At 65.5% G+C, this 25,353-nt stretch carries 22 protein-coding genes; 8 read left to right on the top strand and 14 right to left on the bottom strand.

Features of this window, described 5'->3' with window-relative positions:
* The first annotated feature begins 46 nt into the window (after positions 1–46).
* Positions 47–1,453 (top strand): FAD-binding oxidoreductase, encoded by a 1,407-nt coding sequence (locus tag D769_RS22090; RefSeq protein WP_008649631.1) that lies wholly within the window; start codon positions 47–49, stop codon positions 1,451–1,453.
* Positions 1,454–1,500: 47 nt separating this feature from the next.
* Here the strand turns inward: D769_RS22090 and D769_RS22095 are convergent, their stop codons facing one another.
* Positions 1,501–2,226, bottom strand: coding sequence for an LrgB family protein (locus tag D769_RS22095; protein WP_008649632.1), 726 nt, complete (start codon positions 2,224–2,226; stop codon positions 1,501–1,503).
* Position 2,227: 1 nt separating this feature from the next.
* On the bottom strand, positions 2,228–2,638 hold the full coding sequence (locus D769_RS22100) for a CidA/LrgA family protein (RefSeq protein WP_008649634.1): 411 nt from the start codon (positions 2,636–2,638) through the stop codon (positions 2,228–2,230).
* Between D769_RS22100 and D769_RS32775 the strand changes: the two genes are divergently transcribed.
* The gene (locus tag D769_RS32775; protein WP_008649635.1) at positions 2,637–2,810 is read left to right on the top strand and encodes a hypothetical protein; all 174 of its coding nucleotides are present in this window, start codon (positions 2,637–2,639) and stop codon (positions 2,808–2,810) included. The two genes, D769_RS22100 and D769_RS32775, sit on opposite strands and share 2 nt — an antisense overlap.
* Positions 2,811–2,814: 4 nt before the next feature.
* Here D769_RS32775 and D769_RS22110 read toward each other — a convergent pair whose 3' ends face one another.
* Together D769_RS22110 and D769_RS22115 are read right to left on the bottom strand one after the other, a co-directional pair.
* Positions 2,815–3,732, bottom strand: coding sequence for a LysR family transcriptional regulator (locus D769_RS22110; RefSeq protein WP_008649637.1), 918 nt, complete (start codon positions 3,730–3,732; stop codon positions 2,815–2,817).
* On the bottom strand, positions 3,707–4,720 hold the full coding sequence (locus D769_RS22115) for an AraC family transcriptional regulator (protein WP_008649638.1): 1,014 nt from the start codon (positions 4,718–4,720) through the stop codon (positions 3,707–3,709). Before D769_RS22115 ends, D769_RS22110 begins: the two co-directional genes overlap by 26 nt.
* Before the next feature lie 152 nt (positions 4,721–4,872).
* On the opposite strand from D769_RS22115, the gene D769_RS22120 reads away from it, so the two are divergent.
* A complete protein-coding gene (locus D769_RS22120) occupies positions 4,873–5,412 on the top strand; it encodes a carboxymuconolactone decarboxylase family protein (RefSeq protein WP_008649639.1) in 540 nt (179 codons plus the stop codon).
* 54 nt (positions 5,413–5,466) lie between these two features.
* Here the strand turns inward: D769_RS22120 and D769_RS22125 are convergent, their stop codons facing one another.
* Complete coding sequence (locus tag D769_RS22125) at positions 5,467–6,546, bottom strand: BamA/TamA family outer membrane protein (RefSeq protein WP_234818993.1); 1,080 nt, start codon at positions 6,544–6,546, stop codon at positions 5,467–5,469.
* A gap of 582 nt (positions 6,547–7,128) precedes the next feature.
* Between D769_RS22125 and D769_RS22130 the strand changes: the two genes are divergently transcribed.
* On the top strand, positions 7,129–7,566 hold the full coding sequence (locus tag D769_RS22130) for a MarR family transcriptional regulator (protein WP_008649643.1): 438 nt from the start codon (positions 7,129–7,131) through the stop codon (positions 7,564–7,566).
* Positions 7,567–7,675: 109 nt separating this feature from the next.
* On the opposite strand, the gene D769_RS22135 is transcribed toward D769_RS22130, so the two are convergent.
* From D769_RS22135 to D769_RS22170, 8 genes are all read right to left on the bottom strand, one after another.
* On the bottom strand, positions 7,676–9,508 hold the full coding sequence (locus tag D769_RS22135; protein ID WP_008649644.1) for an NAD(P)-binding protein: 1,833 nt from the start codon (positions 9,506–9,508) through the stop codon (positions 7,676–7,678).
* Positions 9,505–10,821, bottom strand: coding sequence for a cytochrome c (locus tag D769_RS22140; protein ID WP_008649645.1), 1,317 nt, complete (start codon positions 10,819–10,821; stop codon positions 9,505–9,507). Before D769_RS22140 ends, D769_RS22135 begins: the two co-directional genes overlap by 4 nt.
* 18 nt (positions 10,822–10,839) lie before the next feature.
* On the bottom strand, positions 10,840–12,318 hold the full coding sequence (locus tag D769_RS22145) for a glycine betaine ABC transporter substrate-binding protein (protein WP_241227894.1): 1,479 nt from the start codon (positions 12,316–12,318) through the stop codon (positions 10,840–10,842).
* A 153-nt stretch (positions 12,319–12,471) separates the two neighbouring features.
* Positions 12,472–12,819: a cupin domain-containing protein gene (locus D769_RS22150; RefSeq protein WP_008649647.1), complete on the bottom strand. Its 348-nt coding sequence runs from the start codon at positions 12,817–12,819 to the stop codon at positions 12,472–12,474.
* 10 nt (positions 12,820–12,829) lie between these two features.
* Positions 12,830–16,174 carry a DNA translocase FtsK gene (locus tag D769_RS22155; protein WP_008649648.1) on the bottom strand — a complete coding sequence of 1,115 codons (3,345 nt, stop codon included), beginning with the start codon at positions 16,172–16,174 and terminating at the stop codon, positions 12,830–12,832.
* Positions 16,175–16,333: 159 nt separating this feature from the next.
* Positions 16,334–16,918 (bottom strand): DUF4136 domain-containing protein, encoded by a 585-nt coding sequence (locus tag D769_RS22160; protein ID WP_008649649.1) that lies wholly within the window; start codon positions 16,916–16,918, stop codon positions 16,334–16,336.
* Between the two features lie 13 nt (positions 16,919–16,931).
* Entirely contained in the window at positions 16,932–17,345 is a 414-nt protein-coding gene (locus D769_RS22165; protein WP_008649650.1) for a DoxX family protein, read from the bottom strand.
* Between the two features lie 147 nt (positions 17,346–17,492).
* Entirely contained in the window at positions 17,493–18,494 is a 1,002-nt protein-coding gene (locus D769_RS22170) for a LysR substrate-binding domain-containing protein (protein WP_052018144.1), read from the bottom strand.
* A gap of 155 nt (positions 18,495–18,649) precedes the next feature.
* On the opposite strand from D769_RS22170, the gene D769_RS22175 reads away from it, so the two are divergent.
* Together D769_RS22175 and egtB are read left to right on the top strand one after the other, a co-directional pair.
* On the top strand, positions 18,650–19,273 hold the full coding sequence (locus tag D769_RS22175; RefSeq protein WP_008649655.1) for an NAD(P)H-dependent oxidoreductase: 624 nt from the start codon (positions 18,650–18,652) through the stop codon (positions 19,271–19,273).
* A gap of 207 nt (positions 19,274–19,480) precedes the next feature.
* Positions 19,481–20,770, top strand: a complete 1,290-nt coding sequence (egtB, locus tag D769_RS22180) for an ergothioneine biosynthesis protein EgtB (protein WP_008649657.1) — start codon at positions 19,481–19,483, stop codon at positions 20,768–20,770.
* Between the two features lie 144 nt (positions 20,771–20,914).
* On the opposite strand, the gene prpR is transcribed toward egtB, so the two are convergent.
* Positions 20,915–22,906, bottom strand: coding sequence for a propionate catabolism operon regulatory protein PrpR (prpR, locus tag D769_RS22185; protein ID WP_080709691.1), 1,992 nt, complete (start codon positions 22,904–22,906; stop codon positions 20,915–20,917).
* Positions 22,907–23,208: 302 nt separating this feature from the next.
* On the opposite strand from prpR, the gene prpB reads away from it, so the two are divergent.
* Together prpB and prpC are read left to right on the top strand one after the other, a co-directional pair.
* Positions 23,209–24,117 carry a methylisocitrate lyase gene (gene prpB / locus D769_RS22190; RefSeq protein WP_008649667.1) on the top strand — a complete coding sequence of 303 codons (909 nt, stop codon included), beginning with the start codon at positions 23,209–23,211 and terminating at the stop codon, positions 24,115–24,117.
* Between the two features lie 58 nt (positions 24,118–24,175).
* Complete coding sequence (gene prpC, locus D769_RS22195) at positions 24,176–25,333, top strand: 2-methylcitrate synthase (RefSeq protein ID WP_008649680.1); 1,158 nt, start codon at positions 24,176–24,178, stop codon at positions 25,331–25,333.
* The last annotated feature ends 20 nt before the right edge of the window (positions 25,334–25,353 follow it).

Raw genomic sequence — 25,353 nt, forward strand, 5'->3', positions numbered from 1 at the left:
GGTTTTGTCGCGCGGCATACGCTGACCCTTTCCATTCTGCTACTCGATGTCCAATACACCCGCCCTCCTCTCCGAACTCGCCGCGATCCTCGACCCTGCCGGCCTGCAAACCGGCGACGCCATCGACACACGCTTCCGCAAGGACTGGTACGCGCCGCTGGGTAACCCGCCTCTGGCCGTCGTGCGGCCGCGTACGACGGCGGACGTCGCGGCCATCCTTGCCGCATGCCACAGGCATGGCCAGCCAGTCGTTCCCCAGGGAGGCCTGACTGGCCTGGCGTCTGCCGCGACGCCCGGGCAAGGCGAGATCGTGCTATCCCTCGAACGGATGCGTGGCGTCGAAGAGATCGACGAGCAAGCTGGCACGATGACGATCTGGGCGGGCACCACGCTGCAGGCGGCACAGGAAGCCGCTCGCGCGGCCGGATGGTTGCTGGCGGTGGATCTCGGCGCACGCGGCAGCTGCCAGATCGGCGGCAATATCGCCACCAATGCGGGCGGCAATCGCGTGATCCGCTACGGCATGATGCGCGACCAGGTACTCGGGCTTGAAGTCGTGCTGGCCGATGGCACCGTGCTGACATCACTGAACAAGATGCTCAAGAACAACGCTGGCTACGACCTGCGCCAGGTTTTCGTGGGCAGCGAAGGCACGCTCGGCGTGATCACGCGCGCGGTCCTGCGGCTCGCACCGCTGCCGTCAGCCACGCAAACGGCGCTCTGCGCGCTGAACAGTTTCGACGATGTGGTGCGTCTGCTGCGCCATGCGCAGCGCGCGCTTTCCGGCCGTGTCTCTGCCTTCGAAGCGATGTGGGCCGACTACTACACGCTAGTCACCACGCGCGTTCCGGGCGTACGCGCACCGCTTGCGGCAGGGCATCCGTTCTATGTGCTGCTCGACCTGCAAGGCAGCGACGCCGATGCCGATGCCGCCGCGTTCGAACGGATGCTGGAAGGTGCGATGGAAGACGGCCTGATTGTCGATGCTGCGGTGGCCGCGAGTGGTAAGGAAGCAGAGAGTTTTTGGAAGTTGCGCGATGCGGTGGCCGAGTTTCCACAAATGTGGGCACCCAACGCGGCCTTCGACGTCAGCCTGCCGATTGGCAGCATCGGGCGGTTCGCCGACGCACTGCGTAGCGCCATCCTGGAACGATGGCCGAGCGCCGAACTGGTGAACTTCGGACACGTCGGCGACAGCAATCTGCACTTCAGCGTGCACCTGCCTGGGGTGGACGCGGCGGCGTTCCCGGAAACCGAGATCGACGCGGTAGCCTATGCCATCGTTCGCGAGTTCGCCGGGAGCGTGTCGGCGGAGCATGGCATCGGCATCCACAAGAAGCCCTACCTCGGCAACTCGCGCACACCTGCGGAGCTCGCGCTGATGCGCACGATCAAGGCAGCTCTCGACCCGAAGGGCACCCTGAACCCCGGGCGGGTATTCGATCCGGCCTGAGATGGACTACGGGTCGACTGTCGCCGTCAACCTGAAACCAGGGAGCCTCAGCCCACCAACGCCGTGACCCAGCCCGTCAAGGTTGGGCCGGCGATGACCATTAGCACCCCGGCCAGCACCATCGTCAGGCTGGCGACCACACCCTCTTCGGCGTGACGCTGCCGGGCGCGCGCGGTGCCGAAACCATGCGCGGCCGTGCCAAGCGATGCACCCTGCGCCACGGGCGAGCGCAGGCGCAGCAGGCCAAGCACCGTGTCCCCGACGATCATGCCGGCGAGCCCGGTCATTACGGTGAATAGCGACACCAGTTCGGCGGACCCGCCCGTATGGGCGACGACGGCCACAGCGAATGGCGTGGATACGGAGCGCGCCATCAGGCTGCTCGACACCTCGCTGCTGAAATGAAATGCATCGGCCAGCAGCCGCGCGCTGAGTATCGCCACCAGCATCCCGGCGATCACGCCAAGCGCCAGCGCGATCCAGTGACGGCGCACGATCTCGCGTTGCTCATAGATCGGCACGGCGAACGCGATCGTGGCCGGTCCGAGCAGCCAGACCATCCACCGGGTATCGGCAACGTACTCGGCGTAGGGAATGCCGGTGATCAGCAGCAGCGCAATGGTCAGCGCCGGCACGACGATTGCCGGCGACAGCCAGATCCGTGGCAGGCGCTGGTACAACGGCTTGACAGCGAAGTACAGCGCGACGGTCCATGCCAGGCAGAGAAACGACGCCACGGGCGGGGCCAGATGCAAGCCGGAGAGCGCAGGCATCTCACTGTTCTCCGTTCGAGCGCGCCCGCACCAGCCGCGCCTCCAGCCGGCAGCCGGCATGGACCGCCAGCGCCGTGGCGGCCATAACGAGCACCGTGCCTGCCGTCACGGCGATGACCAGCTGGACGCCCTCGCGCCGGAACAGCGGCATATAGTTGATCACGGCCACCACGCACGGGATGAAAAACAGCACCAGCTCGCCAAGCATCCAGTTGGCCCCATCCTTGACCCAGCCGACCTGAAGGCGGCCGGACAGCAACAGGACCAGCACGGCCAGCAGCCCCAGCACACCTGGCGACATCGACCACCCGAACGCCCGGGTGAGCGAATCGGCGGCAAACCAGACGGCGAGGAGCCCGCCAACCTGCGTGAGCGTGCGCAGGTGGCGCGAGCCGGCAGGTATGGCGGACATGGCGGTACTGGCGGAACTGGCAGAAGACGCGGACGTGGAGGCGGGGGCGGACATGGCGGTGGGCAGCAAACCTGACATGCGCCAATTATTCGCCGAGATCGTGCACAACGACAGGCCGCAAATCCGCATCGGTTGTGCAAAGATGCACAACCTCGCCCTTTCACTACAGTGACCGATCAGCCCGTACCGTCGAGGAACAGCCCGGTATTCGCCTCGACTTCCTCGGCGATAAAGTTGGCCACGGCACGCACATGCGCCGATTTCCAGTGGTCTTCGTGAACGTGCATGTGGAAGGTGCGCGTCACGGCCACGGCATCGGGCAGCACCGGCACCAGCGCGGGGAAATCCGCCGCCACGTAAGCCGGGATGATGCAGAGGCAATGTCCGGAGAGCGTGGCGTGAACCTGGGTCAGCAGGTTCGTGCAGCGCACACGCGCCGGAAGCTCGACGCCGACCGCGCCGGAAAAGCTCAGTTCGGGCGAGAACAGCAATTCCTCCACGTAGCCGACGAAGGGATGCTGCGCGAGGTCTGCCTTGGTACGAATCTGCGCAGCGCGCTTCAGGTACGACTTCGTCCCGTAGACGAACATGCGGTAGTCGGTCAGTCGTCGCGACGCCACACGCAGATGCTCCGCACCCGACAGGCCAATGGCGATATCGGCTTCGCGGCGGGTCAGGCTGAAGATCCGGGCGGCGGCGAAGATCTCCACCTCGAGCCTGGGGTGCCGTTCGGTCAGCGCATGGATACGCGGCGCCAGGAACATGCTGCCGAAGCCGTCGGGCGCGCCGATCCGCACGATGCCGGCGATCTCCTGCTCGCCAGCCGCCGCGGCCTTGGAGGCAAGCAGCGCGCCTTCGATCGTCTCGGCGGTGGCCAGCAGCCGCTCACCCGCATCTGTCAGCGCATAGCCCGTATGGCTCTTGTGAAACAGACGCGTGTTGAGCGTCCGCTCGAGTGCGTGGATATGGCGTGCCACCGTCGTGTGCTCTGTGCCGAGTTGCTCGGCAGCCGCGGAGAGCGTGCCCGACCGGGCAACGGCCAGGAAGTACCGGTAGTCATCCCAGTTGTCATTGGGTCTGGTCGCGGATGGCATTCGTCAATCCAGTTGGAGTCAAATCAGTAATGGGGTCTCGGGCGCCATGGCGCAGCGCGCGATGCTGCCGCCGGTATGCGCCCGGCCCGATGCCAAACTGCTGCGTGAAAACGCGGCCGAACGCCGCCTGCGACGCATATCCGCACTGCTCGGCCACGGCCGCCGCCGACAGATCATCCTGGCGCAGCAGCCGCGCGGCGCGTTCCATGCGCAGCGTCGTCACCAATTCCAGCGGCGTCATGCCCAGTTGCGAGAAGCGACGGGCCAGCGTGGCGCGCGACACGTTGCAAACCTGAGCGAGACTATCGAGAGTCCACGGCTGCTCGGGCGCCCGGACCACGGCGTCGACGGCGCGTGCCATCCGAGGGTCAGCCATCAAGGCAATGACGCCCTGCGAAACACCCCCTTGGGCGATCAGCGTGCGCAGCAGCACGGTAAACAGCGCGGTCGAGAGATCGGCGATGATCGCAGCGCTACCCGGGCCGGGGCGCTCCGCTTCCACATGCATCATGCCGATCAGGCCGCGCAGCCAGGCCAGATCGTCCGCGCCGCCCTCGCCTTCACCATCGCCGTTGCCTCTTGTGCCGACGCACAGCATCTCCGGCAACGCGCTCAGCAGAACCTTGGACGCGCTGCCAAGCACGAACGTGCCGCACAGGATGTCGAGCGGCGCCGCCGCGCCCGGCACCGACACTTCCGTCACCACCCCGTTGAACTGCCGCGACTCCGCCGCCCTGCGCCGGCCGCCCTGCATGCCATGCAACGTATGGGCGGCGCCATGCGGAAACAGCAGCACATCGCCCATGCCAACCTGCAGCGTCTCCTTGCCCACCTGCACGCTGGCCTGTCCATCCAGGATCACGTGGTATGGCACGTGACCGGGTGGCGCCTGTTCATTGTGGGCCGACCACGCACCCGCCACGCGGCAATGAAGGTCCACCGTGCCGGCTGGTGCCAGCAGGCGCACGAGTTCGCTAAGGCTGTCCATGGAGCACGCCCCGATGTGAGACGATCGAGCAAAAAGATGAGCCGATTCTAATCCATGCGAATCGCACTCGCACCTACCATGGAGTCCATGGAAGCGTTGCCACATACCGGCGCCTCCGAACCCCGATACCCGTGACACGAAGGAGAAAGATCATGACCACCCGCCTGCATACCATCGCCGTCCAGGACGCCACCGGCCAGACCGCCGAACTTTTTGGCGCGCTCCGCGGTGCGATCGGCAAGGTGCCGAACGCCTACGCGACGATCGGCAGCAACGCGCCGGCTGTGCTCGCGCAGGCGCTGCAGACGAATGCGGCGCTCAAGAAGGGCAACCTGTCGGCACGCGAACTGGAAGCCATCAACCTCTCCGTGAGCGAGCACAGCGGTTGTGACTACTGCCTTGCCGCACATACGCTGACGGGCAAGATGGCCGGTTATACCGGCGATCAAATGCGCCAGCTTCGTCGGGGCAGCTACCCAGAGGACGCAAAAATTGACGCGCTAACCCGCTTCGCGGTGGAACTGGTGAGCACGCGCGGCACGGTACCGGCTGCAAGCCTGGACGCGATACGCGCCGCCGGCTACAGCGATGGGCAGATCGTCGAGGCCATTCAGGCCATCAGCGCGATCCTGTTCACCAATATGATCAATCGCGTCAACGACACGACCCTGGACTTCCCGGCCGTAGCATAAGGAAACGGGCCCGTATGGGCCCGTTTCAGCATCGGTGGCGTCACGCTTGCCCGGCTAGTGCCACGCGCTGCCCACCTGGATATAGAACGCATTCTGGTCGCGGCTGTGCGCCACGTCGATACCCATCGACAGGCCCAGCTTGCGGGCGATCATGTAGCGGAAACCGCCACCGACGCTGACCACGGTAGACGCATCGGAGAAATCGTTCCACCGCCCGTACGCCTTGCCCGCGCCCGAGAACGCCAGCAGCGACCAGCGCGGCGTGACGTCCCAGCGCAGTTCGACTTCGGTCATTACGGCGTTGCGGTCCTGATAGCGCCCCTTCTGCACACCGCGCAGGTCCACATAGGGCTGCGCGTAGAACGGCACATCACCTGTGGAGAAACGCGTATCGCCGCGCAGGCCGAGGATCAGCGTGCGAGCCACCGGAATCCACGTGAAGCCACGCGCGTTGTACATGTCGAACGTCTGTGTGCTGCCGAAGCCGGCTCGCGCGAACTGCGCTTCCAGCTCGGCGTAGGTGCCCTTGTTCGGATAGAAAATGTTGTCGCGCGAGTCGTAGTCGATGACGATACCGCCCTTGCCGATACGCTGGTCGCGCTCGAAGCTGCCCAGTTCCTGCGCAGAGTTGCCGAACTTGAAGGTCGCGGACGTATCGGCAAATACGTAGCGCGGACCGATAAACCAGTGCGTGTCGCCCACCCGGATCAGCACCTGCTGCACCAGCGCGAAGCCGCTCAGCTCATAGGATCGCGGCTGGTTCGAGACACCGAAGTACTCGAGATTGGCGTCCACCTTGCCGATACCGCCCAGATAACGGATGCGATCACCATCCCAGGTGTGGAAATGCCCGAAGCCGGCCGCCCACGTGCCGTTATCGGTATAGGCACCGCCCAGCACCGTGATATTCGGCGGCGCCGGCCCCTTGCCACTGGCCCGGGCCTCGGCGGCCGCATCCGCCATGGATTCGGAGAAGAACAGCAGTCCGAGCCCGAAGCCGTAACCCACCGCCGGTTCGGTGATGATCGTCGGCACCGGCAGCGCGCCCTTGTGATTGAGCAGGAAGTCGCTCATGTCGAGCTTGCCGTCCTCCGGATCGAAGAACGTCAGTTTCTTCTTTGCCGGAGGCTGCATCTGGTCCGCCGGCTTGGCGGATTCGGACGGTTTTGTGGATTCCGCCTGCGGTTGTGATTGCGTTTGCGTCTGAGACTGAGATTGGCCCTGATCTTCGGGCTGAGCCTGTCCATAAACCGGCGATCCGGCGGCAGCAGCCAGCAGCGCCAATGCAGATATCAGAATCGCGCGCGTCATTTTCCAGATGTCATATTGAAACCGGCAACGACGGTCCTCTGCGGGACACCGCCCCCTTACTCAGTTTGCCGGGGTCGAATAGAGTGACACTTCGATCCCTTTTTCTGATTTATCCGCGACTGTACCGGAGCAACACCCGCGACGCGGCGCTATGCGTGATGAACTTTCTCGTCCGCAGAATTTAGATTTTTTTCCCCGCGCACCTTTTCGAATACCCCAATTGGGGCATTTCCAATGACCGGACATCCGCGCCAGACGGCGGTTTTGGGAAATCGCACTCAATTTCATTTCTTCTACATCGACTCACAACAAAACTAAATTCCCATTCTGTCGCGAATTCGCCAGACTTCTTTTCGGCAAGTGTCTGCATCACAAGTCTCTCGATCATCGAAAAAGGACACGATAGTGAAACACTACACACCCGAGAACTTCCATCTCACCCAGAGCATTGGTTTCCACCTGAACAAGGCGCGCAACAGCCTGCTTCTGGAAATGGATTCCGCATTACGTCCCCTGGACATCAATGGGCAACAGATGGGCATCCTGCTGGCGCTGACCCGCGGCATGGCGGGTACGCCGTTTGAGATCAGCAAGCTGCTCGGCATCGACAGCGGCCTGATGACGCGCATGCTCGACCGGCTCGAGGAAAAAGGCCTGCTGGAGCGCAGTCGCAGCATCGACGACCGTCGCGTGGTGAATCTGACCCTGACCTCCAAGGGCAGACTTGTTTCGGCAGAGATCCCGTCGATCGCACCGGAAGTGCTGAATGAGCGACTGAAGGCATTCACGCCCGAAGAGTTCGACGAATTCCGGCGCCTGCTGCAAAAGTTTGTTATGGGTTGACCACATCTGGCGAGTTGAGCGCGCGACCGGCCAGGTCGTGCGCCGGCTGCGCCTCGCGTCAGCGCATGACGGACGCAGGCCGTTGCGCTGGCCCGCCCCCCTCACTCACTCAGGCCTTGGGATTGAGAGACCCCACCGCCCGCATCGATTGCTCGATCGCTGCTGTCACCGACGGGCTCCCGGCCGTATCGGCCCCCGCAATGCGGATGTTCCCCACGCCCCGCCCTGCCTGCTCCAGCGCAACTTGCAGGTTTGCGTCGTCGGGCGCGAACCCGGATGGCATGTAGCTGTATCCGTGCGCCCAGCGATTGACGGTAATGCCCTGGATGTCCCGGACGGACTTGAATCCGCCCGCCGCCAGCATACGGTCGAGCTGGGTGCGGATATCGCGCTCGAGCGCCTCGAACGGCGTACCAAGCAGAAAGGCACGACCGGCGCGGAACCGCTCGCGGGCCGACATGCCGCTATCGGGCACGGTCGGCACATAGAGCATGTGGAGCACGACCGGGTCATCCTTGCCGCCCGGCGCGGATTCGAGCCAGAGGTCCGAGTAGGCCATGGTCGGCGCATGGATCCGCCACGTCTTCAGCGCATCGAACGCGCGCCAGTTGTCGAGCGCCACCTTGGTGTAGACAAGCGGCGCCTTCACGCACGAGCGCAGCGCGGCCTTGGCTGGCGCCGGCAAGGAAGGCAGGATGAACGGCACCATCATGTCGTAGCCGGCCACGACGACGTGCGCGGCTTCCACGCGTTGCAGGTTGCCCTGCCACCCGTAGGTCACGCGCGTGATCCGCACGTCGGGTTCGATCGCGATGGCGGTGCTGTTCAAACGGATACGCACCGGATTCCCTTCCCGGTCGAGCTTGCCGTAGTCGAAACGCGCGCCGACGATTTCCTGCCCCTGCGCCGCCGCCACGCCTGGCACCAGCTTGCTCGCCAACGCTCGCGCCAGCGTGGCGTTGCCGTCCGGGAACCAGAGCCGCGACGCCGGTGACTTGCCCAGCCTCGGGTCGATCGCCGGGGCGGCCATGCCGGCACCGGCCGGCAATCCGATCGAGATGGCCTGCGCCACCGTAATGCCGTCGGCATCGAGCGCGTAGGCGTCCTGGCTGCGGCTGCGCAGGAACCGCAGCCCCGGTAGCCCTAGCCCGGCCTTCTCGCGCAGAAACACCGCATAGCGCGTGGATTGCGCGTAACGGGCGCGCGCCTCGCCAGCCATGCCTGACAGATAGTCAGTCTCACCTTGCGCAAGACGCTGAAGCGCCTGCCGGTCGGCTGGCGGCAATGGCGCGGCGTTCAGGAAGGCGCCCAAATCGTCCAGTGCTGGACGCATCCCGGCGTTGCGCGCGTCGACCAGCGCCGCGAACGGATCGCCAGCCAGCCATTGATCGCGCCCAAAATGTTCGGCATCGAAGAACACAGCACGCCCAAGGCCGCGCCGCGCATAGTCGTCCCCGGGGCGCGCCTGGATCGTCGGCGCCAGGTCGAGCCCCGCCAGCAACGCCCGCACGGCCGCGTTGTCGCTGGCCGACGGCGGCATCTCGGCACTACCGCCGTAGGTAACCAGCGTGCGGCCACGCACCGTGAACTCGTTCCGCTTGGCGTGACCGCCGAAGTCATCGTGGTTGTCGAGGATCAGGATGCGCGCGTTGCCACCGAAGCGCTGCTGGTAGAACCACGCCGCAGCCAGCCCACCGATGCCGCCACCTACCACCACCAGATCATAAGATTCGCGCGCCAGCACGCCCGGATACTTCGCACCCTCCCGCGCCAGGCTGTGCGCGAGCGTAAACGTACCGGGGTGGTTGCCACGCAGGCCGGTCAGTGCGGGAGGATAGGCAGGGCCCTGCGCCTCCGCAGCACGCAGCAGGCTGGCCGGCGCGAGCCCGGCGGCAATCGTCAGCGCCGTACCATTCAGGAAGTCTCTGCGAGTTATGGTCATCGTGCGTTCGTCGCCTGCTTTCCTGTTGCCTTGCGGCGTTCCGCCACGGTTTGCGCCGTCACGGGCGCGGCGCGATTCCCCCAGCTGCTGCGGATGAAGGTCAGCAAATGTGCCAGTTCCTGGTCTTCCATGGTCCAGCCATAGCCGGGCATGTGGTAGTCCGTGGGCGCGGTGTTGACCCGCGCCGTGACGGCGCCATTGAGCAGCAGGTTCACCAGCGATGCGGGATTCGGATCCACCACCGTCGGGTTGCCGGCCAGTGGCGGAAATACCCGCGCGTAGCCCTTGCCGCTGGCGTTGTGGCACGGCATGCAGTAGGTCGCGTACTGGCGTGCCCCAGCGGTATCGAACCGCCCCTGCTCGAGTTGCGTGGCAACGGTCGCGTCATAACGGAACGGCTCTACCTCCCGGCGCGCGCCCGGGATCGACTTGAGATAGGTCGCCACGGCGTCGAGATCGCCGGGGGTCATGTACTGGGTTGACGAGGCAATGACCGTCGACATCGGTCCGAACGACGTGGCATGGGCGTTGCGCCCCGTGTGCAGGTATTCGACGATCTCCGCCAGCGACCAGGCGCCAAGCCCGGTCAGCATGTCGCCGGTCAGGTTCGTGGCCGACCACCCCTCGACCGTTGCGCCGGACAGAAAGTCGCGGCTGCGTGTATCGGTCCCTTTCTCGCCGAACAGCGTGCCACGCGGGGTATGACAGGCGCCGCAGTGCGCCACGGCCTGGACGAGATAAGCGCCGCGATTCCATGCCGCGCCCCGATCGGCGCTGGCCGGTATCGGCCCTTCCTCCAGATGGAGCAAGTTCCACGGCACCATGAGCCACCGCATGCTGTATGGCCAGCGCATCTGCGCATCACGATTGGTCTGCGCTACCGGCTTGACCTCGGCGCGCAGCCAAGCATACACGGCGGCCACGTCGTCCCGCGTCATACGCGCGTACGACGGATACGGCATGGCGGGATACAGGCGCCGGCCGTCACGGGCCACGCCGCGCCGCACGGCACGGTCAAAGTCGTCGAGCGAATAGCGGCCCAGGCCGGTACTGGCCTCAGGCGTGATATTGGTGGAGTAGACGGTGCCGGCGCCCGTCTGCAGTGGCAACCCGCCGGCCATCGGCGCCCCACCCTCGGCGGTGTGACAGGCAACGCAATTGGCGACGCGCGCCAGGTAGCGGCCGCGCTCTACCTGCGCCTGGGAAGCAGCGGGCGGCGCCGCCCATGCGGTGCTCACCGACAGCCACGTCATCCATGCCAGCCATCCGATTGCGAATCCACGCATCGCGGTACCGTTCTTGTTGTGATGCACCTCGGGGACACCGCATTGTTACCCAAATTTCGCCATGCGTGCGCGCTTTCGATCCCGCAAGTATTCGGCCAGACCAAAGCCACCCTGCACCACCAATGCCAGCACCGCGGCCGGGATCGCGCCGCCGAGAAGCTGGGTGGCGTCGTTCAGCGCCAGTCCGGTCACGATCCGCTCGCCGTACCCGCCCGCGCCGACAAATGCTGCGATGGTCGCCGTGCCTACGCTGATGATGGCCGCGGTCTTGATACCGGCCAGCAGCACCGGCAGGGACAGCGGCAACTCCACGTACCATAGCACTTGCAACGGCCGCATCCCCAGTGCCAGGGCAGCATCGCGCATCCCCGCCGGCACTTCCTGCAAGCCGGTGCACGCGTTGCGCACGATCGGCAGCAAGGCATAGAGGAACAGCGCGACCAGTGCCGGCCAGATGCCGATACGGCCCAGCGCCGGTATCAGCATCGCCAGCAGCGCCAATGACGGGATGGTCTGCAGCATACCGACCAGGGCCAGCAGCACCTGACCGAACCGGCGCCGGCGCGCAGCCACCACACCCAGCGGCACGCCGACCAGCGTGGCGGCTCCCACCGAGCCGCCGACCAGCGCCAGATGCCGGGCCGTCAGGCGCCCGGTCTCCGCGTTCGTCAACATCGCCGCCAGGTTGTCGCGCTGATCCGATCTCGCCACACCGTTCACCGATACCCCTGGATGCCCGGACAGGAAATTCCGGGCCACAGCAGAGAACGTCTTCCCATCGACTTCCGCTGCCGCATTCATGGCGATCATGTCCTGCGTTCCGATGGTGCCGGCCAGACGCCGCAGTGCCTGCCACGCCGCCGCATGACGCGCCGGCACGTCGAGCCGGTAGACGATCACCGCCTCGTAGCGCGGGAACACGCGCTGGTTGTCCTCGAGCACGCGCAGGTGGTACTTGCTGATCTTGGCATCAGTCGAATAGATGTCGGTCGCGTCGATCTGCCCGTGCGCCAATGCCTCGTAGGCGAGGCCATGATCGATCCCCGATGGTCGCTGAGGCAGTCCATACGCGCGCTTGAGCGCGGGCCAGCCATCGGCACGGCCAAGAAACTCATGCGACAGGGCGATCCGCAGATCCGGCTGCCCCGCAAGGTCGCCAAGCGCGCGCAGGCTGACTGGCTGGGCATCGGAGACCGCGATCGCATAGGTATTGTCGAAGCCGAGCGCGATGGCCGCGCCCAATCCCATCGGCGCCAGCGCGGCGTTGATCTGCTCCAGCGTGGCGGTACCCGGCAGTCTCAGAATCTCGCTGGCAAGCGTGCCGGTGTAGTCCGGGTATAGGTCGATGCTGCCGGCCTGGAGCGCCTGGAACACGATGGCGGTGTTGCCCAGCCCTGGCAGATATCGCACCGGGCCGTGCGGCTCGGCAACCTGCCTCAGGATCTCGCCCAGGATGTAGGACTCGGTAAATCGCTTGGAGCCGATGCGCAGCGTGTCGGCACCGGCAGCCGGGCCACAGGCCATGACCAGCAGCACGAACAGCGCGCCAAGGATGCGGCATTGCCGGAGGGCGAACCGCGTGAATGAATGAGACAAGCCGAAGCCTCCGCTCGGTGATGTCCCCCCATCATAAGGGCATCCGGCAAGCGCCGCGGCAGATCAGATGTGTCAGGCGGATCAGGTGGCCGTTGGGGAGACGTGGATCGCCAGCCAGATGGTCGGCTGTGCCGCGTCGGTCCTTGCCACGCGGTGGCGGCAGTGGGCCGGCAAATGAAGCCAGTCGCCGGCGCCCAACGTGTGCGTCGTGCCGTCGTCGACTTCCACGGCGGCACTGCCGCTGATCACGAGCACCCACTCGTCGTCGGTGCTGTCGTACCAGAAGTCGGGCGCGCTGGCCTGGCCGTTCGAGACAATGCGCTCGATGCGCACCCGACCCGCCGCCTGCCATGCCATCAGATCTGCAAAGATCTCCGCCGATGCGTGAACTGGTACGTCTCGCAGTAGATTGCCGGTGGTCGCCGTCATCGTCAGTTCCTTAGTCGGACGGCCCCGGCGCCAGCACTTCGCGCGTGCCGTTGCGGCCCATCGGGGATACCAGCCCCGCCGCTTCCATCTGTTCGATAAGGCGCGCGGCACGGTTGTAGCCGATGCGTAGTTGCCGCTGCACGGCGGAAATCGACGCGCGCCGCGATGTCAGCACGAACTGGGCGGCCTCATCGTAGAGCGGGTCGGACTCGCCGTCGCTGCCGTTGTCGCCGAACAGATCCGCGGCGCCTTCGGGCGCGTCGCCTGCCAGGATGGCCTCGTCGTAGTCGGGCTCGCCGAACTGCTTCCAGTGTTCGACCACGCGATGCACTTCCTCGTCGGCCACGAATGCGCCGTGCACACGCTGAGGATAGCCTGTGCCCGGCGGCAGGAACAGCATGTCGCCTTGCCCCAGCAGACTCTCGGCGCCCATCTGGTCCAGGATCGTGCGCGAGTCGATCTTCGAAGACACCTGGAACGCCACGCGGGTCGGGATATTGGCCTTGATCAGGCCCGTGATCACGTCCACCGACGGCCGCTGCGTGGCCAGGATCAGGTGGATGCCGGCCGCGCGCGCCTTCTGCGCCAGCCGGGCGATCAGTTCCTCAATCTTCTTGCCGGCCACCATCATCAGATCGGCCAGCTCGTCGATCACCACCACGATCAGCGGCAGCGTGGACAGCGGCTCGGGCGCATCCGGCGTCAGCGAGAACGGGTTCGGCACCTTCTCCCCGGCGGCTTCCGCCACGCGAATCTTCTGGTTGTAGCCCGCCAGATTGCGCACACCGAGCGCCGACATCAGCCGGTAGCGCTTTTCCATTTCACCGACGCACCAGTTGAGCGCGTGCGCGGCCTGCTTCATGTCCGTGACCACGGGTGCCAGCAGGTGCGGAATGCCCTCGTAGACCGACAACTCGAGCATCTTCGGGTCGATCATGATCAGACGCACGTCTTCCGGCGTGGCCTTGTACAGCATCGACAGGATCATGGCGTTGACGGCCACCGACTTGCCCGAGCCGGTCGTGCCGGCCACCAGCAGGTGCGGCGCGCGCGCCAGATCGGTCACCACCGGGTTGCCGGTGATGTCCTTGCCCATGGCCAGCACGAGCTTCGACGCGTGCGCCTGGAACGCTCCGCCATTGACGATTTCGGACAGACGGATCATCTGCCGCTTCGCGTTCGGCAGTTCCAGACCCATGCAGGTCTTGCCTGGAATCGTCTCGACCACGCGGATCGATGTCACGCCCAGCGCGCGGGCCAGATCCTTCATCAGGCCCACCACCTGCGCGCCGCGCACGCCCATTGCCGGGTCGACTTCGAATCGTGTGATGACCGGACCCGCGCTGGCCCCGACCACGGACACCGGCACCTTGAACTCGGCCAGGCGCTGGGCGATCAGTTCGCCGGTCTGCTCCAGCCGCTCCTCGGACACCTGCTCGGCGTTCTCGTCTGCCGCTTCCAGCAGGCTGGTGCCCGGCAGGCGGTAGTCGACGATTCGCGGCGCTGGCGGCGCAGGGGGCGCTGCCAGGGGTGACGGCGGCACAGGCGCGGCCATCACCGGGGCAACCGTCGCCGGCGCCTGGGCGCCAAGTGCCACCGTCCGCCCGACTACGGCCGGCAGGACGATGCGTGGCTTGGGCGTTGGCTGGACGAAGGTGTTGGCATCCACCACGGCGGACGGGTCGTCGGCCTGGCTATCGTCGGCCTGATTTTCGCCCTCCCCTGCTTCCTCCGCTGCCGCCTGCAATTCGATTCGGGATTCGTCAGACTCGGGATCGCCGGCATCGGCCACCGGGGTGCTTGCTTCGTCGCTGGCCGGGACGGCCTCGGCGAGGATCGCTTCGGTGGTCTCTTGTTCTGCGGTTGCGGTTGCGGCTGCTGTTGCGGCTTCGGCTGGCGCCTCATCGATGGCTTCCGCTTGGGCGATCTCCGCCTCGGCCATTGAAGCCGCCACGGCCACCTGGATCGCCATGTCGTCGGCATCGCCCTGTTCGGCTGGCACGTCCGGGACGTCAGCCAATACCGGCTCCGCGATGCGTGCCGGCAGCGCCTCGGCTACCATCGGCGCGGCTTCGGGCACTGCCTCTGCCACCGGCGAAGGCTCCACTGCCACCGATGGCTGCACGTGCCGGCCAGCCAACGCCTGCAACTCGGCCAACAAGGCCAGCGCCTCCTCGCGAATCGCGTCCATCGTCACTGACGACTCCGGCGTTTCGCCGGGCGCCTCGGATTCGTCGTTGACTGCGGACGTTTCCAAAGCGGCGGACGCGCCCTGACCTTCGACGGCAAGGTCATCCGCGAGAGCCGCAACGGCTACCGCCTGTTCGACAGCCTCCGCCGTGGCAGCCGGGGCGACGGTAGCCGCCGACGCAGCCACCGTGGTCGCAACCGCCGGCTCGGGCAGCGTGGTAACTGCCGAGCGCAGGCCGAGCTGCGGATTGCGGAACGGGCTGCTGACAACCGTCGCGCGCGGTGCTGCCGGCTTCGGCGCAACCGTGGCTTCCGCCTTCGCCTGGACCGGTGCGGCTGCGGCGGGACGGACGGCCGTCGGCACAGGGTTGGCCGCGCGAGGCGTGGGTGGCGTCGTGGAAGACTTCTGCGCGGTAGACGGAGCAGGCTTGGGCACCACCGGCGCCACCGGCTTCACCGCCCCTGGCGCCTCGGCATGATGCAGCCAGATCTCGCCCGGTTGTGGCGGCGACTCACGCGTGCGGGGCGGCGGTTGCCACGCGGGCTGACGGCGGGCGGAAACCGCCTCGATACCTTTCTGGCGCGGCTGCGTGGGCTGCCAGCCGCCGGCCGACTGCGCCGGCAGCGACGTGGTCTCCCAGCGTTCGACTGAATCACGCGGCGAAGCCTGCGGCGCGGTGCTATCGCTACGGAGTTCGCCGCGCGGTTCGCTGCGCGTGTCGTGACGGAAATCTGTTGTACGGGTGCTGGCTCGCGATTCGAATCGGGAATCGGCGCGCGACTTCGTCCGGGTGTCGCCACGGTCCTCGTCACTTTCCACGCGCGGCTTGCGCAGCAGGAACAGGCTGCGCCATGTCTCGCCGAATACCATGGGCGCGGTCAGGCCCAGCACCGCCAGCATCATCAGCAGCGCGCCAGTCCAGCCGAGCACTCCGGATGCCACGCCGGCCAGCGCGTGCCCGACGGCACCGCCCGCGGTCTCGCCTTCGCCGCCAGTCAGCGATTCAAGCGTGGCGCTGGCACCCAGCACGAGTACCGTGCCAAGCAGCACGCGCAGCGAGCCACGACCAAGCAGCCGCCGCTCGCCGGCCAGCACACGCCCCACTGTTTGCCATACGAGCGGCAACAGCCACAAGGTCGACAATCCGAACCAGCCCAGACCCATGATCAATTTGACACGTTCAAAACTACGGGCAGCGATTGTAGCGGGTCTGGCTCTGGTGCCATGCGCGAATTTGTGACGCGATGTCGCGGAAAGCGCCGATTTTGGTGAGAAAAGATGGTGACGCAGGGATGAAGGTGCGCGGCGACGGGTAGCGACGCGTTACTGCGCCGCGCGGAACGGGTACTTGAGGAAAATCTGCGTCACGACCTTGTCGATAGCCTGCTGGCGGGTCTGCGGGTCCACGTCGCTCGCGTCGCCCTGCGCCACGCCCTCCCAGACGAGCTGGTTCCTCTGCGCATCGACGATATCGATATTCAGCGTGCCTTCGGTGTAGGTGTAGGTATCGCTGTAGAACCCGTAACCGGGCCATGGCGCATAGAGACCGCCGCGATACGCGTAGTAGCCGGCGTATCCGGGCGGCGGCATCGGGGCCGGGTTGCTGACGACTTTCTCGCGCAACTGCGCGTTAAAGTTGACCAGCAAGTCGGGCAGATGAGCCGCATATCGATAGCCGCGCGCGGACATCTCCCGGTCGACCGCCGTCTTCAGGTATTGCGTAGTCAGGCTCTCATACCCGCTGTGGTCCGTGCCGGGATGCGCCACGAATCCAAACGTCCGGTACTTCGAGAAGTCGTTCGCATGGTTGTAGTCGGCACGAATATCAGGGCCAGTCGCGCAGCCTGCCAGCGACACCAGCACCACCATCCAGGGCGCGGCACGACGAAATCGACCAAGACTCAGCATCGCGGTGCCTCCGTCAGTTCCACCTGCCATCAATACCGCCGAAGCTCAGACGTCCGGCACCGAGCAGGGCCACCGCGAGCGCGCCCGCCAGATACATCCCCTGCAATTCCAGCGCCCAGCCACCGGTTGGCGCCATCTCCATGAGCTGCTTGGTGTGGACGAGCCCAAACGCGAAGAGCATGTTGACGACGACGATCAACGCCGCCGCCCGGGTCCACAGGCCGACGATCAGGAGGATGGGGGCCAGCACCTCGCCCACGTAGACTAGGTAGGACAGCTCCACCGGAAGGCCGGCGTCGGTGACCACCTTCACTACGAAACCCGGGCCAGCCATGATCTTCGAGATACCGTGCAACAGAATCAGCACCCCCAGCACGATACGAAGTACGGCTTTGCCAAGATCCTGCGATCCTTGCGAGTGACTCATTTCGACGGCTCCTTGCATTGGACGATGCGGTATCACATGGAACGCATGTGACCTGTACTCCCTACATTAGGTCGTGCTGGCGTGAAGGTAAAGGCGCAGCACCGTACAGGTTGCCCGCTGTCGGGACTCTCGGAACTGTCGGGACTGTCAGGACGCCTCCAGCTCCTTCGCCTTGCCGCCGCCACGCTGCGCGGGCTCGGTCGGTGGTGCCACATGCATTCCCAGGCTGACGTTCGGAATCATCCCCATCTTGCGCGCGCATTCGGGCAACACTTCGCCCAGATAATCGAGAAAGCGGCGCAATGCGGGCGTTACCCCCTGCCGCGACGGAAAAACCGCGTGCAGCACCCCCATCGGCAAGTCCCATTGCGGCAGCAGTACTTCAAGCTCCCCCCGCTCGACTTCATCGCGACAGTACATGCTCGGCAGCAGTGCCACGCCGACACCGGCAATTGCCGCTTCCCGCAGCAGCGCGAACTCATCGGAGATGAGCTTAGGGTCGTAGCTCACATGGACCTGCTCGCCGGTCTTGCTGACCAGCGGCCACACATGCTTGCCATCGTGAGGCTTCTGATTGACGCCGGGCATCCCCTCCAGCGCCTGGGGCGTGCGCGGCCGGCCAATGCTGTCGAGCAGTGCCGGGCTGGCCACCAGCCGCAACTCGCTCTTGCCGAAGGTGCGCACGGCCAGGCTTGAATCCTCCAGCACGTTTCGCACGCGCAGGGCGAGGTCGAATCCCTCCGCAATCACGTCGACACGACGGTTGGTGGCTTCGACTTCAAGCTGGATGCCGGGGTTGGCCCGCATGAAATGACCGATCGAGGGTGCCAGCAGCACCTGTGCGATACCGACCGGGCAACTGATTCGGAGAAAGCCTCCCGGTTGGTCGCGAGCATGTTCGATCACTTCGCGGGCGGCCTCCGCCGCATCGAGCATTTCGCGGCAGCGGGCATAGTAGGCCTCGCCAAGCGGCGTCACGCGCACTTGTCGGGTGGTCCGGCGGAGCAATTGCACACCCAACTCCTTCTCGAGCTGTGCAATCCGGCGGGAAAGTCGCGATTTCGGCACGCCGGTGGCCCGGCTTGCCGCTGAAAAGCTGCCGTGCTGCACCACCTGGGCAAACAGCGACAAATCGTTGAGATCCTGCATGGCGGGCTCCTTCAAGGCGGGCAACGGCACGTAGGCGGCGAGGCGCATGCCGTTGCAGCGATAGAACAATCATTTGCATTTTGCCTCACTACCGGCACCAATGGGGAACCTCTATCTTTCAGCCATCCAAACCGAATTCCCAAGTGGAGCCAGACATGAACATCCTGCAAATCGATTCGAGCGTACTGGGCGACAACTCCGTATCGCGTTCCCTGACCGCCAGCATCGTGGCCGACCTCGTTGCCAAGAACCCCGGCGCCAAGGTGACCGTACGCGATCTGGACAAGGAAGCCCCCGCCCACCTCGGCAACCACCTGCTGCCGGTGCTGGGTGGCCCGAAGGACGGCCTGAACGCCGTGCAGCAAGCCGAACTCGAGCGCACCGAAACGTTCCTGGCCGAATTCATGGCTGCCGATGTGCTGGTGATTGGCGTGCCGCAGTACAACTTCAGCATCCCGAGCCAGCTCAAGGCCTGGATCGACCGTATCGCGCAAGCCGGCCGCACCTTCCGCTACACCGCCAACGGCCCTGAAGGCCTGGCAGTCGGCAAGCGCGTGATCGTGGTGTCGTCGCGAGGCGGCGTGCGTCAGGACGCCAACACGCTGGACCTGCACGAAGTCACCATTGATGCAGTGCTGCGCTTCCTCGGTATCACCGACATTAGCATCGTCCGCGCTCACGGTCTGGCCATGGGCCCCGACGCGCGCGAAGCCGGTCTCACGACTGCCCGCTCGCAGATCGCCGCGCTCAACGACGCCGCGCTGCGCGCCGCTGCCTGAGCCTGACAGTCTCTCCCTCTCCGTGTAGTTCCCGGCGCCCTCCCCGGTGCCGGCGATCCTTAAGACAGGTGCCTCCCCCAGGCACCTGTTTTTTTGTGGGCCTCGCAAACGCCCACCTACGTCAAACTCCGATGGCCTTGCCGCTCGCCCCGACATGCGGATGGGTCTATGATTGTTCGACATTTGCCGCGCCTTCCAGGAGTCTGCATGACCTCAGCCCTGCTGCCTGCCGCCGCCAGTCATCCACCGCAAGAACCCGCCCTGCTCAGCCAGTACCGTCATGTGCGCAGCGCCACGGAAGCGATGGTGGCGGACCTGTCAGATGCTGACGCCACCGTGCAATCCATGGACGACGCCAGCCCAGCGAAGTGGCATCTTGCCCATACCACCTGGTTCTTCGAGGAGTTCGTGCTATCCGCCCGGCTGCCCGATTACGAGCCGGTCGATCCGCAGTATCGCTATCTGTTCAATTCGTACTATGAAGCGGTCGGCGCGCGCCACCCGCGTCCGCGCCGCGGCCTGCTGACACGCCCGTCGCTCGACGAGGTACTGGCGTATCGCGAAGCCGTCGATGAAGTGATGGAATCGCTACTGATGCGGGCCCAGACCGACGACGAAGCGGCGTTGATCACGCTTGGCCTGCATCACGAGCAGCAGCATCAGGAACTCCTGCTGACCGATATCCTGCACCTGTTCGCGCAGAATCCGCTGCGCCCGGCCTATGCGCCGACGCTGCCGTCCCCGGTTATCGCTGACCCCCGCCCTGCGCCAGAGTGGATCGCCTTTCCGGGCGGCGTGGTGACGATCGGCCACAGTGGAGACGGTTTCGCGTTCGATTGCGAGGGCCCGCGCCACCAGGTACTGCTGCAGCCATATCTGCTGTGCTCGCACCCGGTCAGCAACCACCAGTGGTTTGAATTCATCGAGGATGGCGGCTACCAGTCGACCGGCCTGTGGCTCTCCGATGGCTGGCGCTGGGTCTGCGACAACCAGATCGAAGCCCCCCTGTACTGGGAAGAGCGCGACGGCACGTGGTGGCAGATGACGTTGCGTGGGATGCAGCCCGTCGATCCGGACAGCCCGGTCACGCACGTGAGTTTCTTCGAGGCCGACGCATTCGCGCGCTGGGCGGAGCGCCGCCTGCCGACCGAAGCTGAATGGGAGCACGCGGCGCACAATCTGCCCGCCACCGGCAATTTCGCGGAAGGCCGTGCGCTACGTCCCCTGCCCGATCGTCAGAACACGGCTGGCTCCCTGCGCCAGATGTTCGGCGACGTGTGGGAGTGGACGGGCAGTGCCTTCCTGCCCTATCCCGGCTTCCGGCCACGCGAGGGGGCCGTGGGCGAGTACAACGGCAAGTTCATGAGCAGCCAGATGGTGCTGCGCGGCGGTTCCTGCGTCACCGCCGAATCCCATATCCGCGCAAGCTACCGCAACTTCTTCTATCCCCACCAGCGCTGGCAGTTCACTGGGGTGCGACTTGCGGACGATGTCTGACACGTAAGCCAGTCCCTTTCGGTCTTTCTTGTCGTCTTTTTATCGGTTTTTCAAGACCTTGGACGTTTAGCCCAAATTATTGGTGGCGAATAATTCTGGCCGTTAATTGCGAAATAACGGACTTCATGAAGGATCGGATGTCGGTCACTCCTCGCGCAACCGTCGCCAAAGGGTCGTCGGACTGATACCTAGCTGGGCACAGGCCGCTGCGCGGTTACCGCCGCAATCGGCCAGCACACGGCGGATATGCTCGGCCTGGCTTGCCTTGGCCACCCCTGCCAGCGATTGCGCGGGTACGCCGTCGGACATCTCGATGGCCGTCCCGTAATCGCCGGAAAACAGTTCCGGCACCGCCGCCTGCAACTCCCGCTGCAACGCCACAGGTGTCAGGTTCGCGCCGGCCACCAGCACTGCAATCCGCTCGGTCACGTTCTCGAGTTCGCGAATATTCCCCGGCCATACGTAGCGCGCCAGCCGTGCCCGCACGATCGCGGGTAGTGGTTCCCCATCCGACATGCCGAGCCGTTCCTGCGCGCGCCGGTACAGCAGTTCCGCCAGCACGGGCAGGTCTCCCGCGCGGTCACGCAAAGGCGGCATCTCGATGCGGAGGATGTTCAGGCGGTAGTAGAGATCCTGGCGGAATGCCCCATCGCGCACGAGCGCGGCCAGGTCGCGGTGCGTGGCGGCGATCACCCGCACATTGACCGGCACGGCCTCGATCGCGCCGATCGGCAGCACCTGTTTCTCCTGCAGCACCCGCAGCAGGCGCGTTTGCAGCGCAGGCGGCATATCGCCGATCTCGTCGAGGAACAGCGTGCCGTTGTGCGCCGACTCGAACAGGCCAGCCTTGCCGCCACGCCGGGCGCCCGTGAACGCCCCCTCCTCGTAGCCAAACAGCTCGGATTCGAGCAGTGTCTCGGGGAAGGCCGCGCAGTTGACCGCCACGAAGGGAAAGGCGCGGCGCGGACTCGCGTCGTGCATCCCCTGCGCCAGCACTTCCTTGCCGGTACCGCTTTCGCCGCTGACCAGCACGGTCGAATCGACCATCGCATAGCGCCGCGCCAGCGCGCGCAGATCGCTCATCGCCGGCGAATCGCCCGCCAGGTCGTCCAGGCTGTAACGCACGCCAGCCGCCCGGGCGCGTGTGCGCGAGCGCAGGTTGCGGTCCGCGCGGTGAATCGCGTTGGCGTCCTGGATCGTCAGCACGGCACCGGTCGTGCCGGCCTCGCTCATGATCGGAATCCGGTTGACCACCACCATCTTGTCGCCCAGCCGATGGATTGCTTCGAGCTCGCGCGCGCCGCTCTGCATCACGCCGTCGAGGGACAGTCCGGGCGCCAGCGTGGATAGCTTGCGACCCACCGCAACCCCGGCAGGCGTGCCGAGGAATCGCTCCATCGCCGGATTGAACGCCTGCACCCGCCCCTCGCCATCGACCGCAGCCACGCCTTCGTTCAGGTGGGCAAGAATCGTGTTCACGTATTCGCGTCGCGTGGATTCGATACGACGCAACCGCGCGGCCTCGATCGCATCCTCCAGCGCCAGCCGCACGGCATTGCCCGAGTAGAGAAACACGCCGACGAGCCCGTACTTGTCGGCCATGTCTGTCACCAGGCCCGGCCCGACCACCACGCGCACGCCCTCTTCCTTGAGCGCCCGCACGCGCGCCGTCGCATCGTCTTCGGTCAGATAGGTGTAGCGCGGGATATCGAGCGAGAAGGCCCGCACGAACTCGTCGACCTCGGCGTAGGTGGACGCATGCGTCACCAGCGCCACCTTCGGCGAAATACGCCGGGCGGTGGCCAACGCGCTCATGACGTCGAAGCCGGTCACCTTGACCAGCACCACCGGCACATCGACGTGCTGGCGCAGGTAGGCGCCGTTCGATCCGCCCGCCACCACCACGTCGACGCGGTTCTCCCGTGCCTCCCGGTTGATGGCGCTGGCTGCGGCTTCGAAGGCCCGGCCAACGATCCGGAATTCCGCCCGGCCCGCGTAGGCCGGAATCAGTTCGGCAAAGGCGCGCGAGAGACGGCTGATGCCCATGGCCCAGATCCTCGGGCGGGCGCCAGGGGCGACGGGGCCAGCGGGGTTGAGGGAAATCGGCTGAGGAACAGTAGGGTGCGACGGTGTCATGGAACAGCTTCCAACGCGGGCGTATAGTCGATGTGGATTCTGCACCGGCCAGCCCGGCATTTCAACTTTGAAATGCGTGAATTTCAAAGCCGAACACTGGAATGCCATCGGCGCCACTTTCCGGCATGGGCCGCGCACTGCACCCACATGGGATAAACCACTGATCGATAAGGAAAAATCGTCGAAAATCGGGCCCGACCGACACCTGCCGCAAGCATCACTTGGCAGCTGGCACACCCCTTGCGCCATAGGGCCGCCCTGTCCCGACAGGTTTCAGCATTCACGAATAACGGATTCACGCCATGACCTTTACCGCCAACGAACTCGCCCGCTCCGCCGGCGCACGCTTCCGCCAGGCCCTGATCGATGAAAGCCCCCTGCAGATCCCGGGCACCATCAATGCCAATCACGCGCTGCTGGCCAAGCGGGCCGGTTATCGCGCGATCTACCTGTCGGGCGGCGGCGTGGCCGCTGGCTCGCTGGGTCTGCCTGACCTGGGCATCTCGAACCTGGACGACGTGCTGACCGACATCCGCCGCATCACCGACGTGTGCGACACGCCGCTGCTGGTCGACGTCGACACCGGCTTCGGCGCCTCGGCATTCAACGTGGCCCGCACCACGCGCTCGCTGATCAAGTTCGGCGCAGCCGCCATGCATATCGAAGACCAGGTCGGCGCCAAGCGCTGCGGCCATCGTCCGAACAAGGAAATCGTCACCAAGGGCGAAATGGTCGACCGCATCCGTGCCGCCGTCGATGCCCGCACGGACGAGAACTTCGTCATCATGGCCCGCACCGACGCCCTGGCCGTCGAAGGCCTCGACAGCGCGATCGAACGCGCCGTGGCCTGCGTGGAAGCCGGCGCCGACGCCATCTTCCCCGAGGCTATGACCGACATGGACATGTACCGCAAGTTCGTCGATGCCGTGAAGGTGCCCGTGCTGGCCAACCTGACCGAATTCGGCGCCACGCCGTACTACACGCTGGACGAACTGCGCAACGCCGGCGTTGCCATGGCGCTCTACCCGCTGTCGGCGTTCCGCGCCATGAACAAGGCGGCCGAGAATGTCTTCCAGGCGATCCGCCGCGAGGGCACCCAGAAGAACGTGGTCGACACGATGCAGACGCGCGCCGAACTGTACGACCGCATCGGCTACCATGACTTCGAGCAGAAGCTCGACGCGCTCTTCGCACAAGGCAAGGGCCGCTGATCCAGCACCCACAGCCATGACCGCACGTAAACACACCAAGCTTAACCAGGAGACCCAAATGTCCGAAGCCCAACCGCTGGCCACCCCGAAGCCCAAGAAGTCCGTTGCCCTGTCAGGTATCGCCGCCGGCAATACCGCACTGTGCACCGTGGGACGCAGCGGCAATGACCTGCACTATCGTGGCTACGACATCCTCGACATCGCCGACACCTGCGAATTCGAGGAAATCGCTCACCTTCTGGTCCACGGCAAGCTGCCGACCAAGTCCGAACTGGCCGCCTACAAGGCCAAGCTGAAGGCACTGCGCGGCCTGCCCGCCAACGTGAAGGCCGCCCTGGAATGGGTGCCGGCCAGCGCCCACCCGATGGACGTGATGCGCACTGGCGTATCGGTGCTGGGCACGGTGCTGCCGGAAAAGGACGACCACAACACCCCGGGCGCGCGTGATATCGCCGACCGCCTGATGGCCAGCCTGGGCTCGATGCTGCTGTACTGGTACCACTACAGCCACAACGGCCGCCGCATCGAAGTGGAAACCGATGACGACTCGATCGCCGCCCACTTCCTGCACCTGCTGCACGGCGAAGCCCCGTCGAAGCTGTGGGAACGCGCGATGCAGACCTCGCTGAACCTGTACGCTGAGCACGAATTCAACGCCTCGACGTTCGCCTGCCGCGTGGTGGCCGGCACGGGCTCCGACATGTACTCGGCCATCTGCGGCGGCATCGGCGCGCTGCGTGGTCCGAAGCACGGCGGCGCCAACGAAGTGGCCTTCGAGATCCAGAAGCGCTACGACACGCCGGACGAGGCAGAGGCCGACATCCGTCGTCGCGTGGAGAACAAGGAAGTGGTGATCGGTTTCGGTCACCCCGTGTACACGATCTCCGACCCGCGTAACGTGGTGATCAAGGACGTGGCGCGCAAGCTGTCGAAGGATGCCGGTTCGATGAAGATGTTCAACATCGCCGAGCGCCTGGAAACGGTGATGGCCGACGCCAAGAAGATGTTCCCGAACCTGGACTGGTTCAGCGCGGTGAGCTACCACATGATGGGTGTGCCGACCGCGATGTTCACGCCGCTGTTCGTGATCGCCCGTACCTCGGGCTGGGCCGCGCACGTGATCGAGCAACGGATCGACAACAAGATCATCCGCCCGACCGCCAACTACACCGGCCCGGAAAACCTGAAGTTCGTGCCGATCGAAAAACGCGCCTGATTCGATACCCAGGCAGGCAA

Source organism: Cupriavidus sp. HMR-1, from assembly GCF_000319775.1.
In the GTDB taxonomy this organism is placed as follows: domain Bacteria; phylum Pseudomonadota; class Gammaproteobacteria; order Burkholderiales; family Burkholderiaceae; genus Cupriavidus; species Cupriavidus metallidurans.